15 protein-coding genes are annotated in these 14,563 nt (G+C 62.4%); 9 read left to right on the top strand and 6 right to left on the bottom strand.

All coding sequences use genetic code 11. The features are described 5' to 3' along the window. Nucleotides 1–66 precede the first annotated feature (66 nt). The gene (locus ACFP6B_RS03175) at nucleotides 67–507 is read right to left on the bottom strand and encodes a VanZ family protein (RefSeq protein WP_377126722.1); all 441 of its coding nucleotides are present in this window, start codon (nucleotides 505–507) and stop codon (nucleotides 67–69) included. Further along, complete coding sequence (locus tag ACFP6B_RS03180; protein WP_377126725.1) at nucleotides 507–1,622, bottom strand: histidine phosphatase family protein; 1,116 nt, start codon at nucleotides 1,620–1,622, stop codon at nucleotides 507–509. Before ACFP6B_RS03180 ends, ACFP6B_RS03175 begins: the two co-directional genes overlap by 1 nt. A gap of 155 nt (nucleotides 1,623–1,777) precedes the next feature. Here ACFP6B_RS03180 and ACFP6B_RS03185 point away from each other — a divergent pair, with 155 nt between their 5' ends. From ACFP6B_RS03185 to ACFP6B_RS03200, 4 genes are all read left to right on the top strand, one after another. Further along, a complete protein-coding gene (locus ACFP6B_RS03185) occupies nucleotides 1,778–2,518 on the top strand; it encodes an HAD family hydrolase (protein ID WP_377126728.1) in 741 nt (246 codons plus the stop codon). Between the two features lie 27 nt (nucleotides 2,519–2,545). Then, nucleotides 2,546–3,145, top strand: coding sequence for a hypothetical protein (locus ACFP6B_RS03190; RefSeq protein WP_377126731.1), 600 nt, complete (start codon nucleotides 2,546–2,548; stop codon nucleotides 3,143–3,145). A gap of 85 nt (nucleotides 3,146–3,230) precedes the next feature. After that, on the top strand, nucleotides 3,231–3,467 hold the full coding sequence (gene relB / locus ACFP6B_RS03195) for a type II toxin-antitoxin system RelB family antitoxin (RefSeq protein WP_237196471.1): 237 nt from the start codon (nucleotides 3,231–3,233) through the stop codon (nucleotides 3,465–3,467). Between the two features lies 1 nt (nucleotide 3,468). Next, nucleotides 3,469–3,741 carry a type II toxin-antitoxin system RelE family toxin gene (locus ACFP6B_RS03200; RefSeq protein WP_377126734.1) on the top strand — a complete coding sequence of 91 codons (273 nt, stop codon included), beginning with the start codon at nucleotides 3,469–3,471 and terminating at the stop codon, nucleotides 3,739–3,741. A gap of 132 nt (nucleotides 3,742–3,873) precedes the next feature. Here the strand turns inward: ACFP6B_RS03200 and ACFP6B_RS03205 are convergent, their stop codons facing one another. From ACFP6B_RS03205 to ACFP6B_RS03220, 4 genes are all read right to left on the bottom strand, one after another. After that, complete coding sequence (locus ACFP6B_RS03205; RefSeq protein WP_185174719.1) at nucleotides 3,874–4,473, bottom strand: methionine ABC transporter permease; 600 nt, start codon at nucleotides 4,471–4,473, stop codon at nucleotides 3,874–3,876. A 59-nt stretch (nucleotides 4,474–4,532) separates the two neighbouring features. Continuing rightward, nucleotides 4,533–5,585 carry a methionine ABC transporter ATP-binding protein gene (locus ACFP6B_RS03210; RefSeq protein ID WP_237210131.1) on the bottom strand — a complete coding sequence of 351 codons (1,053 nt, stop codon included), beginning with the start codon at nucleotides 5,583–5,585 and terminating at the stop codon, nucleotides 4,533–4,535. 191 nt (nucleotides 5,586–5,776) lie between these two features. Beyond that, on the bottom strand, nucleotides 5,777–6,631 hold the full coding sequence (locus ACFP6B_RS03215) for a MetQ/NlpA family ABC transporter substrate-binding protein (protein WP_237210130.1): 855 nt from the start codon (nucleotides 6,629–6,631) through the stop codon (nucleotides 5,777–5,779). Between the two features lie 232 nt (nucleotides 6,632–6,863). Further along, nucleotides 6,864–7,670, bottom strand: a complete 807-nt coding sequence (locus tag ACFP6B_RS03220; RefSeq protein WP_377126739.1) for a FadR/GntR family transcriptional regulator — start codon at nucleotides 7,668–7,670, stop codon at nucleotides 6,864–6,866. Between the two features lie 145 nt (nucleotides 7,671–7,815). Here ACFP6B_RS03220 and ACFP6B_RS03225 point away from each other — a divergent pair, with 145 nt between their 5' ends. The 5 genes from ACFP6B_RS03225 to ACFP6B_RS03245 all read left to right on the top strand — a co-directional run bounded on the left by ACFP6B_RS03225 (nucleotide 7,816) and on the right by ACFP6B_RS03245 (nucleotide 14,558). Further along, nucleotides 7,816–9,426 (top strand): ABC transporter substrate-binding protein, encoded by a 1,611-nt coding sequence (locus ACFP6B_RS03225; RefSeq protein ID WP_377126742.1) that lies wholly within the window; start codon nucleotides 7,816–7,818, stop codon nucleotides 9,424–9,426. Nucleotides 9,427–9,649: 223 nt separating this feature from the next. Further along, nucleotides 9,650–10,603, top strand: a complete 954-nt coding sequence (locus ACFP6B_RS03230) for an ABC transporter permease (RefSeq protein WP_377126745.1) — start codon at nucleotides 9,650–9,652, stop codon at nucleotides 10,601–10,603. A 2-nt stretch (nucleotides 10,604–10,605) separates the two neighbouring features. Further along, nucleotides 10,606–12,699, top strand: coding sequence for a dipeptide/oligopeptide/nickel ABC transporter permease/ATP-binding protein (locus ACFP6B_RS03235; protein ID WP_377126748.1), 2,094 nt, complete (start codon nucleotides 10,606–10,608; stop codon nucleotides 12,697–12,699). Beyond that, nucleotides 12,696–13,562 (top strand): ATP-binding cassette domain-containing protein, encoded by an 867-nt coding sequence (locus ACFP6B_RS03240; RefSeq protein ID WP_237185152.1) that lies wholly within the window; start codon nucleotides 12,696–12,698, stop codon nucleotides 13,560–13,562. The genes ACFP6B_RS03235 and ACFP6B_RS03240 overlap by 4 nt, the downstream gene beginning before the upstream one ends. Nucleotides 13,563–13,637: 75 nt before the next feature. Then, a complete protein-coding gene (locus ACFP6B_RS03245) occupies nucleotides 13,638–14,558 on the top strand; it encodes a dihydrodipicolinate synthase family protein (protein ID WP_377126751.1) in 921 nt (306 codons plus the stop codon). The last annotated feature ends 5 nt before the right edge of the window (nucleotides 14,559–14,563 follow it).

Genomic DNA, 14,563 nt, shown 5'->3' on the forward strand with positions numbered 1-14,563 from the left:
CGGGTGACCCTATCTATAGTTGATTTTATGTGGGTTTCTGTGGGCACGTCAATGTAAAACCCACGGTTACGGGTGTATTTCGGTGTTTTGGTTGGGTTTTTCGGTCAATTTCACTAGGGCCAGTGCCAAAACCCAACCGATAGCACACCCGAGAGTGTTGGCGAGGACGTCCAGGGGTGAGCTGGTACGCCCGGGCATGAAGTGCTGGGTGGTTTCGATCGCCAGGGTACAGGCCAGACCGCTCAGGGGTACGAGCCAGGTGCGGGCCGGGCGCAGCAGCCAGGTGAAGAGAAGGCCACCGGGCACAAACATGACCACGTTCGACAGCCATTCCACCTGCCCGTAGCCGAACCAGGTAGGCAGCCAGCCGCGGGCGTGACCGTCCGCAAGAATCCGGGCTAGGGTTTCGCCCGACTCACCGGAGTCAACGTGGGTGGGCCAGAGGACGATGAAGGCAACGGCAGCAACGTACAGGCAGGTGATGCCCCAGAGAAAGATATGCCCCACTAGGGCTTACCTACCAGCAGGGGTTCCTTGGCCTCTAGCCAGTGGGCAAGGCCCGGCAGGTCAACTTCGAAGGGTTCGGCGTTGGCAATGGTGCCGAATTCGCGGCCGTGGGTGGCAGAGAGGGCGCGGCGAATCAGGGAGCCGTGGGACACAGCGATAACGCGCTGGCCCGGGTAATCGCGGGCAATCTGGCGCAGCACCCCAATACCACGCAGGTAGACGGAGCGTTCGCTTTCAACGCCGCTGTAGTAGGCGTCGGGCTCCTTGCGGGCTTCTGCTGAAATATCGAGCCCCTCAGCTTCGCCGTAGCTGCGTTCTATCAGGTCATCGTAGGTACGGTCGACGGTCAGACCGAAGGCTGCGCCAATAATCTCTGCGGTCTCGTGGGCACGGGAGAGCGGGGACGAAACCACCACGTCGAACTCGAAGCCCCGAGCCTTAAGAGAGGCAGCAGTCTCGTGGGCCTGGGCGCGGCCGGTGTCGTTGAGGGGAATATCGCTGGAGCCCTGCATGAGGTGGGCCTTGTTCCAGTCGGTCTGGCCGTGGCGGATGAGCATGATGGAGGACGCCCGGTGGGCAGGGGCCAGGGGCACCACCTCACCGTTGTGGGGCACCAGCACCTTCTGGCCGGTGCGGGCGGTTTGCAGGCGGGAAATCAGCATGCCGTGCACCACGATAATCAGGTTCTGACCCGGGTAGTCGGCTTCAACCTGGTCGAGGGCGTCTTCAACGCGGGCAAGGAAGTCGGTAAGGGGTTCGATGTCTGCGGTTTCGTTTTCTACCGTCTCCCAGAGGGCGGAGTTGTTCTGTACGCCTTCGAGGTCTTTGAAGGAGCGTTCTGCGAGTCCCGGGTAGGAGCCGAGGACGGGTAGGCCCAGCTCACCGGCGATAATGGCACCGGTTTCTGCGGCCCGGGAGAGGGGGGAAGTGACGACGCCGTGCCAGGTGAAGCCGGGGTGGGCGTCCGCTTGGGCCTTGGCGTATTCGAGCACGTTGTGGGCGGCGGCGAGCGCCTGGGCGCGGCCGGTGTCGTTGAGGGGGATGTCGCTGGAGCCCTGTAGGCGGTGTACGAGGTTCCAGTCGGTCTGTCCGTGTCGAATGAGTACGCTAGGCATGGGTTCTATTATCCCCTCCCAGCCCACCGAGTGCGGGGTGGTGGGAGTGTTAGTTTGCTCCCGAGGCTCAGAGCTCGAGGTAGTCACAGAAAAGATGGTAAGTACCCGTGATACATCGTATGACCTCCCCCGCTCCGGTATGAGAGCATAGAACCATGTTTGAACTTCACTCAGCCCCCGCGAACTTTGCCCCCGCTTGCGCCGTCTTCGACTGCGACGGCGTCCTGCTCGACTCAGAAACCCTCTGGGGCGAAATCCAGGCCGAAATGTTCAAACACTACCGGGTAGACCTTACCCCCGAACTCGAGGCCTCCCTCGTCGGCATCTCAGCCGGGGATCTTGCCGACCGTCTCTCAGCCCTCACCCCGCTGGCGTCCGAATTCGATGGCTCCCCCGAAGCCTTCCGCGACAGCGTCTACACCACCATCACCACCACCGAATTCGACATTATCGACCGCGGCGTCACCGCCATCGACGGCGCCCTCAGAGCCATTCAGCTGCTCTCAGCCAAAATCCCCGTGGCGGTGGCGTCCAACTCCGGCGACAAGCTGCTGGCCAAAAAACTCACCCACTTCGGCTACGCCCCCTACCTGGACACCTGGGTCTCCTTCCACGACGTCAAAGAAGGCAAGCCCGCCCCCGACATCTACCTCGAAGCGACCCGCCGCCTGGGTTTTGCCTCCGAGCAGGCCCTCACCGTGGAAGACTCCGTCACCGGCATGACTGCCGCAACCGCCGCCGGCACTAACTGCCTGATTTACCAGGTAGAGCCGGACGCGGCCACCCCCACTCCCCTGCTGACAGCAGGTATCGGGCGGTTTAGTTCCTTCACCGACCCAGCCTTCCTCGCCCAGCTCGACGCCTGGGTAGGGCACCTGCCCGACCGCGACCGCTAACCCTCACCACCTTCTCAAGGACGAGCAGTGACAGACCCCGAGCAGAACCCGCGCCCCTCCCGCTACGGCCGCCGCCTCGAAGACCTCAGCGACGACGAACGCGCCTACTACCGCGACTTCCTCCCGTCCCAGGCCCTGACCGGGGAGCAGGGGGCTGAAGAGCAGATGCCGGGGCAGGCGTCCGCACCGCTCGGGTCAGGCGCCACCACCCACCCAGCGCGGACGAGCCCCGGCAGCCAGCGGGGCAAACGGCCCCGTAGCCGCTGGTACTGGCTGCCGCACTCTCTTACTATCCTGGCGGTGATTCTGGCGGTGGCATCTTTCTTGGTAGTGCCCGCTATCTACAGCGACGCACCCCCGGAACTACGCCGTAACTACGTGATTATGTGGGCCGAGCTTGCCTTCTTCTTCCTGCTTTTTGCGGCCTTGCTGTACGGTATCTTTGCGCTCTCGCAGTTCACTGACCACGACGATGAGGATGACGAGCGGCTCATGCGCCCCACCGATTTTGCTGAGCGCCTCTACGAGCAGGAGCTTGAGCGCGGTACCGGCCGAAACGGCGGGAACGGGCCGGGGACAGGAGGGCTCTATGACTCGTCCTGGATTAGCGGCAAGAAAAACGACTAGAGAACAAAAGGGCCGGTTCCCGACGGGGAACCAGCCCTTAGCTATATCTATTTCTTTCATGTATTCACTGTCATACAATGAATACATGACTGTTGCCGATAGCGTCCTCACCATCCGCATCCCCTCTTCCTTAAAAGAACGTCTCAGCAAACTCGCTAGTGAGTCTGACCGTTCAGTGGCGTATTGTGCCCGGAGCATCATTGAGGAGCATATCGCTGAGGCTGAACATGCAGCGCAGCTGCATGCCAAGGTCCAGGCTATCCAGAAAGGGGAAAGAGCAACCTACAGCACCGCAGAAATCCGGGCTGAGCTAGGTCTCTAAGATGGCCACGGAACAGTGGGCTCTTCGCTATGACCCAGATTTCCTCAAGGACCTCAAAAAGCTAGATAAGCCGGTAGCTCGACGAATACTGGCTACTTTAGAGAGACTTTCTGAGTCGCCGGAACCTGTTGCCCAGTGCAAGGCCCTTACCGGTAATTACTCTGGGCTTTGGCGCTATCGCATTGGGAATTACCGGGTCATCCTCCACTTCAATCAGGGCGAGTTCATCATACTGGCTCTTGAAGTTGGCCATCGTTCTAAGATTTATTTATAAAATTTAGGGTCGGCTCCCGACGGGGAACCGACCCTTAGCTATCCCGTTTTAGGCGGTGGGATATCAGAAGAGGACGCGCGGATGCGCTTGGAGCCTGCCAGCCCCGCTCTCCGCGCGTCCTCCAGAACAGCCTTATCGACGCATGACCTTGCGGGCCAGCATATTGCCCACCAGCTGGATTAGCTGCACCAAAATAATGATTACGGCAACAACAGACCAGGTGATGACCTCGTTGAAGCGCTGGTAGCCGTCCACCAGGGCAACCTTACCCAGGCCGCCACCGCCGATGTAACCGGCCATAGCTGACATGTCGACTACGCCGATGACCAGGAAGGTGTAGCCCAGAATCAGCGGGCCGAGGGCTTCGGGAATCATGACGGTGAAGAGGATGCGCATCTTGGAGGCGCCCATGGCACGAGCTGCTTCAATGACGCCGGGGTCGATGGAGACCATATTCTGCTCGACGATGCGGGCGATAGCGAAGGTTGCGCCGAAGACCATGGCGAAGATTGCGGCGTTGACGCCCAGGCGGGTGCCGACCACCATCTGGGTCAGGGGGCCCAGGGCTGCGAGCAGGATAATGAAGGGGATGGGGCGTACCACGTTGACCACGACGTTCAGCAGGATATTGACGAAGCGGTTAGCCAGGATGTTGCCCTGGCGAGTGGTGTAGAGCAGCAGACCGAAGATCATGCCTAGGGCACCGGCGACCAGCATGGTCAGTGAGACCATGTAGAGGGTGTCGCCGAGGGCGGGGATAAGTTTATCGGTGACGAAGGTTGAGTCCACGGTTAGCGTACCTCCTGCACGCGGGTGACGGTCTTGAGCTCAGCGACCACGGCGTCGAGGCTGGTGACGTCACCGAGCAGTTCGAGGGTGAGGTTGCCGTAGCTCTTGCCCTGCAGGGTTTCGAGGCCGCCCTGCACGATGTTGAAGGAGACGTTGCGGGAGCCCAGGTAGGAGAGTACCTTGCCGATGCCGTTGTTGCCTTCGGTGATTTCGATGTTGATGAGGTAACCCTTGTGGCGGGCTTTGAGGTCGGCGGCTTCGTCGCCTACGGGTAGGGACTTGACGGTGGTGCCGACGAAGCGGCGGGCGACCTCGGTTTGGGGGTTGGAGAATACGTCGTAGACGTTGCCTGATTCGACGACTCGGCCGTTTTCCATGACGGCTACGCGGTCGGCGATGGTTGAGACGACGTCCATTTCGTGGGTGATGACGATGACGGTGATACCCAGCTCGGCGTTGACCTTTTTGAGCAGGTCGAGCACTTCAGCGGTGGTTTCGGGGTCCAGGGCGCTGGTGGATTCGTCGGCGAGCAGCAGGGAGGGCGAGGTGGCGAGGGCGCGGGCGATACCGACGCGCTGCTTCTGGCCGCCTGAGAGCTGGTCGGGGTAATTTTTGGCCTTGTCGGCGAGCCCTACGAAGTCGAGCAGTTCGGCGATGCGTTCGGCGCGCTTGGCCTTGTCCCAGCCTGCAACGATCAGCGGGAATTCGACGTTACCGGCGACGGTGCGGGAGTTCATGAGGTTGAACTGCTGGAAGATCATGCCGATGTTGGTTCGTACCTGGCGCAGCTGTGATTCGCGCTTACCGGCGATTTCAAAACCGTCGACGGTGAGTGAGCCGGAGGTGATGGCTTCTAGGCCGTTGATCAGGCGTACCAGGGTTGATTTACCGGCGCCGGAGTAGCCGATGATGGCGAAGATTTCACCCTTGTTGATGGTGAGGTCTACGCCGTTGACGGCGGTGACGGTTTTTTTGCCGACCTTGAACTCTTTGGTCACGTTGTTCAGCACGACCATGGGCTGGGGCCCGGTTGGCTGTAGTCGCTGTTCGGTCATGTCTTCTTCTTCGGTTGGGGGCTTGCTGTGGCTGCGGGTGGACGCACCTGCTGGGGTGGGTGCACAAAGCGGCAGCCGCTGCGGGGCTAGAGCTGGGCACCGGACGGGGCCGAAGTGTCTAGCCTACCGCAGGTTGGCTGCCGCTTATGGGGTGCGTGAGCTAGCTCAAGGGTGAGCTTTCACCTAGTGTTTTAGCCGTTGCGCTTCTGCTCTTCGAGGGTTGCCAGGGTGGAGCGCAGTTCGGAGACGTCGGTGGTGACTTCAACTGCGGTGCCCTGGGTGTCTTCCTGTACCACGGCCTGGACTTCTTCGGTGTGGTAGAGCTCTACGATCTTCTTGTAGGTCTCGTTGTCGGCGTTATCGGCGGTGGCGACGAAGAGGTTGACGTAGGGGCGGGCTGACTCATTAGCGGGGTCGTCCTGGGCCAGGGCGTCCTTGGGGTTCAGGCCGGCGTCCTTGAGGAAGTCGTTGTTGATGACGGAGCCGTCAACGGATTCGAGGGCGAGCACGGTCTGGGCTGCGTCGACGGGGGTGACGGTGACCTTGGAAGCAGCGGTGTCGACGTCGTCAACGGTGGGGCTGGTGGTTTCTGAGGTGAAGGAGACCAGGCCGTTAGCTTCGAGCAGCAGCAGGGCGCGTGCTTCGTTGACGGTGTCGTTGGGGATTGCGATTTCAGCGCCCTGGGGCAGCGCTGAGATGGAGTCGTGCTTGTTGGAGAACAGCGCCATGGGGTAGATAACGGTGGGGCCTACGATCTGCAGGTCGTCGTTAGCTTCTACGTTGTAGTTGGAGAGGTAGGCGATGTGCTGGAACCAGTTGAGGTCGATTTCGCCGGAGCTCAGGGCGGGGTTGGGCTGGGTGTAGTCGGAGAATTCAACGATTTCGATGTTGATTCCCTCTGCCTTTGCGACCTCGACGAGCTTGTCGTTGGAGGGGTCGGTGCCTACTACGCCGATTTTGACGACGTCGTCGCTGGAGGATGAGCCGCAAGCTGCAAGACCGAATGCGAGGGGTACGAGAGCCAGAGTGGCAACAAATTTCTTCACGGCTATGAATCTTTCTGTTGAGAAATAGTGGTGTGTGCGGCCACGGTTCAGCGGCACCGTCTCTAGCGCTGTGTGCTGATGTGGTTTCGGGCGTCCAGACTAGACGCCTCTTCTATTAGAACACTGTGGCGCGACCGCTCCCCACTGCGGCTTCATTTTGGGTCATATGTCACGTGTGTGACCGCAACAAAAAGTTACGGCGTCATAAAACGTCATAAAAGGACGGCCGGGTTCAGCTTTCTTTTTCTGCAAGCCAGTTGGCTTGCCAGGAGGTGAGGCGGGCGCGAATACCCACAAAATGTTCGCTCATAAGCCGGGTGGCGGCGTCCGCGTCCTTATCTCGTATGGCCTCGTAGAGCTTGCGGTGGGCATCGAGCAGGGTGCAGGTTTGCCCCTCGTCGAGGGGGGCTACCGTATCGAGCACGCCAGAGATGTTGTTGTAGACCTGCCAGAAGACATCGAGCATGCGGGAGAGCAGCTCGTTGCCCAGAGGCTCGAAGATAGCGGCGTGGAAGCGCTGGTCGCATTCGGCCAGCCAGATGCCGTTGTGCACGCTGGCTTCCATATCGTCGTAGGCGGCTTTGATTTTGGCCAGCTCGTCGGGGGTAATGACGGGGATGACCGCGCGTAATAAACCGACTTCGAGAGCTTCGCGCACTTCAACCAGTTCGAGGGCTTCTTGGCCGCCGTGGTAGAGGGCTAGTTGGCCCCGGAAACTCAGGGCTCGGGCCATGGAGGTCAGGGCGTTGCCGCCCACGAAGGTGCCAAAGCCGTGGCGCACCTCAACGATGCCAAGAGCCTCAAGCACTTTGAGGGCTTCTCGCACGGAATTTCGGCCCACCCCGAGCTCGTCAATGAGTTCCTGTTCGGTGGGCAGGGGGTCGCCCTGGCCCAGCTGGCGCCGGAAGATGAGGGCGATGATGTCGTTTTGCAGCTGCTGCTGGCGTTTTTGGGCCGCGCTCAGTGAGGACGCCGGGGGCGGGAAGGTGGGTAGGGCGGCTCCTGCCGGGGTGCTGGTGAATGAGTCGTGGTGGTTCATACTACTGATTCTTACATCTTCTGCTTGACCAAGTTAGACGTCCGTCACTACTATACAGGATATAGGTAGGACGTCCCACCTCCACTTTAGTTAGACAACCTCCCGCTCCTTCCCGGAGCGCAGCCCCTAAAGGAGTGAGACATCGATGTCACAGCTCACCCGAGTCAAGGAATTTGACACCTCACGTCGCGGCTTCTTCAAGATTGCCGGCGGTATCAGCGCAGCCACCGCCTTTGCCGCCTCCATCGCAGCCTGCGGTAACTCATCAACCACCACCGACTCGTCCGCTAGCGGCAACGCCGCAGGTGCCAACAACGACGGCACCATCACCGCCGCTATCGCCTACGACGTCTCCACCACCTTCGACCCCTCGCAGGCATCAGGCGCAGCCCCCTTCGCCGCCAACATGCACATCTTCGAGGGTCTCTACGGCCTCGACCCCGCTACCCGCGCGCGCTACAACGCCCTGGCAACCGGCGACCCCGAGGTCGTTGACGAGACCACCTACCGCGTCTCCCTGCGCGAAGGCGCTAAGTTCCACGACGGTGCAGCGGTTACTGCCGCAGACGTTGTCTCCACCTTCGAGCTCTACACCTCAGAAGAATCCCTCTTCAGCCAGTTCCTCTACTTCATCGACACCGTCACCGCCGTAGACGACGCCACCGTAGAGTTCAAGCTCAACCAGCCCTTCCCCCTCTTTGCCGACCGCATCGCCCTGGTCAACATCATGCCCGCTTCGGCAAGCGATGACATCGAGGCCTTCGGCGCCCACCCCATCGGCTCCGGCCCCTACAAGTTCGTCTCTGCTACCAAGGGCGACCACATCGCCTTCGAACGCTTCGACGACTACAACGGCCCCCGCCCTGCTCTCGCTAAGAACATGAAGTGGCTGATCCTGGTAGAGTCCTCAGCCCGTGTTACCGCCATGAGCTCCCAGCGCGTCCAGGCCATCGAGTCTGTGCCCTACGACAGCATCCCCGTACTGGAGAACACCAACGGCGTCACCGTTGAATCGGTGCAGTCTTTCGGACTGCTCTTCATGATGTTCAACTGCGCCAAGGCCCCCTTCGACAAGAAGGAAGTACGCCAGGCCCTCTTCTACGCCATCGACATCGAGAAGGTCATCTCCACCGGCCTGCTGGGCAACGCCACCGCAGCCACCTCCTTCCTGCACAAGGAACACCCCGACTACGCCGAGGCCTCCACCGTCTACACCTACGACAAGGCCAAGGCCCAGCAGCTGCTCAAGGATGCCGGGGTTGAGAACCTCTCCATCACTCTGCGTACCACCGACCACGACTGGGTCAAGCAGTGCTCCCAGCTGGTACAGGAATCCCTCAAGGACGCCGGGATCGAGGTCAACCTGCAGGACTCCCAGAGCTCATCCCTCTACTCCGACTACGTTGACACCGGCGACTTCGACGTCGTCCTAGCCCCCGGTGACCCCTCCGTCTTCGGCAACGACCCCGACCTGCTGCTCTCCTGGTGGTACCGCGGTGCCACCTGGCCCGAGAAGCGTTTCCGCTGGTCAACGACCGAAGAATACGCCCAGCTGCAGGACGCCATGGCCAAGGCCGTCGCATCAGACAGCCCCGACTGGAAGGGCATCTTCGACATCGTGGCAGAGAACGTCCCCCTCTACCCCCTCTTCCACCGCAAGCTGCCCACCGCTTGGTCGGCTGATACCCTCACCGACTTCGCCCCCATTCCCACCACCGGCCTGTCCTTCCAGAACGTAGGCACCACTCAGGCCTAGGTGGTTCCACCGGCCCAACCTCCCCCAGCTGGATTAGCCGGTAACCCGTGAAAAGGTAACCCCATTTCCACACATCACACCCCCTTTTCACACCCCGCCCGGCACCTGCCCGCCCTCTACTGGGCAGGTGCCGGGCCCCACACAAGACTTCTAACCCCACCGGGGCGCCCATCCACCCCCAAGCTGCCCCGGCCTCGTCCTAAAACTTCAGGGAGCCAGACCCGTGTCAAACTTTCTCAGACTGCTCGGCAGGCGCCTTATCGCCCTGCCCATCATGATTCTGGGCGTCGCCATCTTGGTCTTCGTCATCCTGCAATTCACCCCCGGCGACCCAGCAACCATCGCCCTGGGTGAAGGCGCCTCAGAAGAAGCCAAAGAAGCCTACCGAGAATCACGGGGCCTCAACGACCCACTCATCGTTCAGTACTTTGCCTTCCTCTCCCGGCTCATCCGCTTTGACCTGGGCATGACCACCCCTCCTGCCCAGCCCGTCATCGACCAAATCAAGGTCGCCTTCCCCACCACCTTGCAGCTGACTTTCCTGGGCGTGCTGATTGCGGCGGTAGCCTCCCTGGTGCTGGGCGTCATTGCGGCCCTCTACCGCGACCGCTGGCCCGACCAGATTATCCGCGTGCTCTCCATGGCCTCCATCGCACCCCCCTCCTTCTGGCTGGGTATTCTGATGATCCAGTACTTCGCCCTGGGCCTGGGCTGGTTCCCCACCGGCGGCTCCGCCCCTCCCGGCAGCGGTTTTGGCACCTGGCTCTCCCACATGTTCCTGCCTGCCGTAGCCCTCGCTATCCCGGTGAGCGCCTCCCTGACCCGCACCGTCCGTACCTCCATGGTTGAAGAACTCGACAAGGACTACGTGCGCACCGCCATCGGCAACGGCGTTCCCCGCCGCGAGGTCATCACCAAGAACGTGCTCCGCAACGCCCTCATCACCCCGGTCACCGTGCTCGGTCTGCGCATCGGCTACCTGCTCGGCGGCGCCGTGGTCATCGAAATGATTTTCTCCCTCAACGGCATGGGCAACCTCATCTTCATCGGTATCACCGGCAACGACATCAACCTGGTTCAGGGCGTCGTGCTCACCATCGCCGTCACCTTCGTGCTCGTCAACATCATCGTTGACCTGCTCTACCTACTCATCAACCCCCGTATCAGGAGCGTCTAACCATGCGTAGCGGACTAGCAGAACGCCTCTCAGCGCCAGGCATCCGATTCAGGGCGCTCCCCACAGGCTCCAAAATCGCCCTCAGCTTCCTCGCCATCATCGCCCTGGTCGCGATTTTCGCCCCCTGGCTGGCTCCCCATGACCCGCTGGCCTCCACCGGTGCCCCCATCGGGGCCCCCAACTCCGAGTACCTCTTCGGTACCGACCGCCAGGGCCGCGACATCCTCTCCCGTCTGATGTACGGTGCCCGTGCCTCCCTGCAGGTCGGCTTGGGCGCTGTTGCCCTGGCCCTCATCATGGGCGGTATTCTTGGTGCCCTGGCAGCGACCAGCTCCAAGTTCGTCTCCGAGCTGATCATGCGCGTCATGGACGTGCTCATGGCCTTCCCCGGCATTGCCCTAGCAGCCGTCCTGCTGGCTTCCCTGGGTAACTCGGTAGGCACCATTATCTTCACCATCGCCGTGGTCTACACCCCGCAGCTGGCCCGTGTGGTCCGCGCCCAGGTGCTGGCCGCCTGGGACGAAGACTACGTTCGCGCCGAGCGCGTTATGGGAGCCCCCCGCTTCTACATCCTGCTCAAGCACGTTGTACGCAACACCATCGCCCCCGTGCTGGTCTTCGCCACCGTCATGGTCGCCGACGCCATTATCCTCGAAGCATCCCTAAGCTTCCTCTCAGCCGGTGTGCGCCCGCCCAACCCCTCCTGGGGTAACGTCATCGCCGACGGCCGCGCCCTGGTACTGGCAGGCGGCTGGTGGGCTACCACCTTCGCAGGTGCCGTCATTCTGCTGACCGTGCTGGCCCTCAACGTGCTCTCTGAGGGCATGACCGACGCCATGGTCAACCCCAAGCTGCGCCGCAAGGTCAAAATCGATGACTCCTCCGTTATCGCTGGCACCACCGCCGGTGCCCTGACCGCAGCGCCCTCCACCGCCGACGATAAGTCCATCGCGGCCACCTCCCCCGATGCACAGGGGCAGGACGCCACCCCCTGGGGCGGGCCCGTCAAGCACGCTGGCTCCCGCTCGGCAGCCGAAAGGGACGCCGTCGCCGCAGCTAACCTGGCAGGTGTGCTCGAAGAACTCAAGGGGGCAGAAGCCCGCCGTACCGACCGGCTGCAGGCGGACGCGTCCGCCCGTGTCATCCTGGAAGTCAAGGACCTCTCCATCTACTTCCCCGAACGCTTCGGCGACACCCCGGTCGTCGATCGTGTCTCCTTCACCGTCACCGAGGGCCAGACCATGGGCCTGGTGGGTGAGTCAGGTTCGGGTAAGTCCATCACCTCCCTGGCGATCATCGGCCTGCTCGATAAGAAGGCTAAAATCACCGGTTCCGTGCTCTTTGAGGGCCAGGAACTGGTGGGGGCCTCAGAGGCAGACTTCCAGAAGCTGCGCGGCTCGGTGATTTCCATGGTTTACCAGGACGCCCTGAGCTCACTGAACCCCTCCATGCTCATCAAGGATCAGATGAAGCAGCTCACCCGCCGTGGCGGCCGCAAGAGCCCCGAAGAGCTCCTGCGCCTGGTCAAGCTCGACCCCGAACGTACCCTGGCCTCCTACCCCCACGAGCTCTCCGGCGGTCAGCGCCAGCGCGTCCTCATCGCTATGGCCCTCTCCCGCTCCCCCAAGCTGGTCATTGCCGACGAGCCCACCACGGCCCTCGACGTCACCGTCCAGGCCGAGGTCATTAAGCTCCTCAACGAGCTGCGGGAACAGCTGGGCTTCGCCATGATCTTCGTATCCCGCGATCTAGCCCTGGTAGCCCAGGTCGCCCACCGCATCTCGGTCATGTACGCCGGCCAAATCGTAGAAGCAGGCGCTACCAGCCAGCTTCTGAGCAACCCCATGCACGAGTACACCCGGGGCCTGCTCGGCTCCGTGCTCTCCATCGAATCTGGCTCAGAGCGCCTCTACCAGATTCCCGGCACTGTGCCTTCCCCCTCCGACTTCGCCACCGGCGACCGCTTCGCCCCCCGCTCCCAGCGCCCCGATGCTGACCCCGAGCAGAAGCTGGTCTTCACCCCCGTCACCGGCGATACCGACCACCACTGGGCCTCCCACCTGGCCCCCGCCCCTACCTCACAGGAGACAGCATGAACACCCAACCTGTGACCCCCGCAGCAGAAAACCTGCTCAACACCACCGGCCGGGCCGCCGTCCGCCGCGTCAGCGAGCCCATCATCGAGCTCAAAGACGTGCAGGTCTACCACCGGGCCCGTACCGGCGGCATCTTCAAGCCCAATATCGTCAAGGCTGTAGACGGGGTGAACCTGGCCATCCGCCGCGGCGAAACCATCGGCCTGGTCGGCGAATCGGGCTGCGGCAAGTCCACCCTGGCCTCGGTTATCGTGGGCCTGCAAAAGCCCACCGGCGGCGACGTGCTCTTCAAGGGTAAAAGCGCCCTCAAGCGCAACGCCGCCCTGCGCAAGGAGTTCGGTTCGGACGTCTCCATCGTCTTCCAGGACCCCTCCACCGCCCTCAACCCCCGCATGACCGTGCAAGACATCCTCAAGGACCCCCTGGACGTGCACGGCATCGGTGACAAGGCCGGGCGCGACCGCCGCGTCCGCGAACTCCTGCACCTGGTGGGCCTACCCGCCTCAGCAGCGGACGCCCTCCCCTCCCAGATCTCTGGCGGCCAGCGCCAGCGCGTCGCCATCGCCCGCGCCCTGGCCCTAGAACCCAAGGTCATCGTGGCGGACGAGCCCACCAGCGCCCTCGACGTCTCGGTGCGCGCCCAGGTGCTCAACCTGCTCTCAGACCTCAAGGAAGAGCTCTTCCTCGGCATGGTCTTCATTTCCCACGACATTCAGACCGTCCGCTACGTCTCTGACCGTATCTGCGTGATGAATAAGGGAAAGATCGTCGAAGAAGGCAGCGCCGAACAGGTCTTCGATACCCCCAGCCAGGACTACACCCGCACCCTGCTCGGGGCGGCCCCCACCCTGCTTCACGTCTAAACCACCCACCCGGGCGGCGCGGCCCCTCACAGTCGAGCCACCGCGCCGCCCCTACCCCACCAAGGAGAACACCCCATGACCGCACCCGCTTTCTCCGGCGTCATCCCGCCCCTGCTCACCCCCCGCACCGCTGACGGTGCCCTCGACATTCCCTCCCTGCGCCGCCTCATCGACCACCTCATCGACGGCGGAGTAGACGGCATCTTCGCCCTGGGTTCCTCATCCGAGGTCCTCTACCTGACCAACGAAGAACGCGAAACCGTGCTCACAACCTGCGTGGACGCCATCGCCGGCCGGGTCCCCCTCATCGTCGGTATCAACGACATGACCACCGCCCGCGTCATCGATGAAGCCCAGCGTCTGCTGACTATCGGTGGTGACGCCATCGTGGTCACCAGCCAGTTCTACGCCATCGACAACGCCTTCGAAGAAGAACGCCACTTCCGCGCTATCGCCGACGCTGTCAACGTCCCCGTCTTCGCCTACGACGTGCCCGTGCGCACCAAGCAGAAGCTCCCGCTGCCCCTGCTCACCAAGCTAGCCCGCGAAGGCGTCATCGCCGGTGTTAAAGACTCCTCCGGCGACGACGTTTCCTTCCGCCAGCTGGTCCTCGCCACCCGCGACATCGACGGTTTCGCAGCCTTCACCGGCCACGAAGTCGTCTGCGACGGGGCCATGCTCTCAGGCGCCGCAGGCCTCGTACCCGGCCTCGGCAACGTCGACCCCGCAGGCTACAAGCGTCTCTACGAAGCCGCCCGCGCAGGCGACTGGGAAACCGCCCGCACCGAACAGGACCGCCTGGCCCGCCTCTTCGACATCGTCTTCGTCGAAACCCCCAGCGTCTCCGGCGGCGCAGCAGGCCTCGGCGCCTTCAAAACCGCCCTGCAGGTCATGGGAGTTCTCGACTCCAACACCATGTCCCAGCCCATGGAAACCCTCGGCGACACCGAAACCCAGCGCATCCGCACTATCGTCGAATCAGTAGGGCTCATCTAGCCCCC

It is taken from the genome of Rothia nasimurium (assembly GCF_042660305.1).
Classification (GTDB): Bacteria; Actinomycetota; Actinomycetes; order Actinomycetales; family Micrococcaceae; genus Rothia; species Rothia nasimurium.

What these genes read in the sequence shown, in the direction of transcription:
- relB (WP_237196471.1), top strand. Translation starts at nt 3,231, where the DNA reads ATGACTGTTGCCGATAGCGTCCTCACCATCCGCATCCCCTCTTCCTTA.
- ACFP6B_RS03185 (WP_377126728.1), top strand. Translation starts at nt 1,778, where the DNA reads ATGTTTGAACTTCACTCAGCCCCCGCGAACTTTGCCCCCGCTTGCGCC.
- ACFP6B_RS03180 (WP_377126725.1), bottom strand. Translation starts at nt 1,622, where the DNA reads ATGCCTAGCGTACTCATTCGACACGGACAGACCGACTGGAACCTCGTA.
- ACFP6B_RS03225 (WP_377126742.1), top strand. Translation starts at nt 7,816, where the DNA reads ATGTCACAGCTCACCCGAGTCAAGGAATTTGACACCTCACGTCGCGGC.
- ACFP6B_RS03240 (WP_237185152.1), top strand. Translation starts at nt 12,696, where the DNA reads ATGAACACCCAACCTGTGACCCCCGCAGCAGAAAACCTGCTCAACACC.
- ACFP6B_RS03245 (WP_377126751.1), top strand. Translation starts at nt 13,638, where the DNA reads ATGACCGCACCCGCTTTCTCCGGCGTCATCCCGCCCCTGCTCACCCCC.
- ACFP6B_RS03220 (WP_377126739.1), bottom strand. Translation starts at nt 7,670, where the DNA reads ATGAACCACCACGACTCATTCACCAGCACCCCGGCAGGAGCCGCCCTA.
- ACFP6B_RS03200 (WP_377126734.1), top strand. Translation starts at nt 3,469, where the DNA reads ATGGCCACGGAACAGTGGGCTCTTCGCTATGACCCAGATTTCCTCAAG.
- ACFP6B_RS03235 (WP_377126748.1), top strand. Translation starts at nt 10,606, where the DNA reads ATGCGTAGCGGACTAGCAGAACGCCTCTCAGCGCCAGGCATCCGATTC.
- ACFP6B_RS03210 (WP_237210131.1), bottom strand. Translation starts at nt 5,585, where the DNA reads ATGACCGAACAGCGACTACAGCCAACCGGGCCCCAGCCCATGGTCGTG.
- ACFP6B_RS03205 (WP_185174719.1), bottom strand. Translation starts at nt 4,473, where the DNA reads ATGGTCTCACTGACCATGCTGGTCGCCGGTGCCCTAGGCATGATCTTC.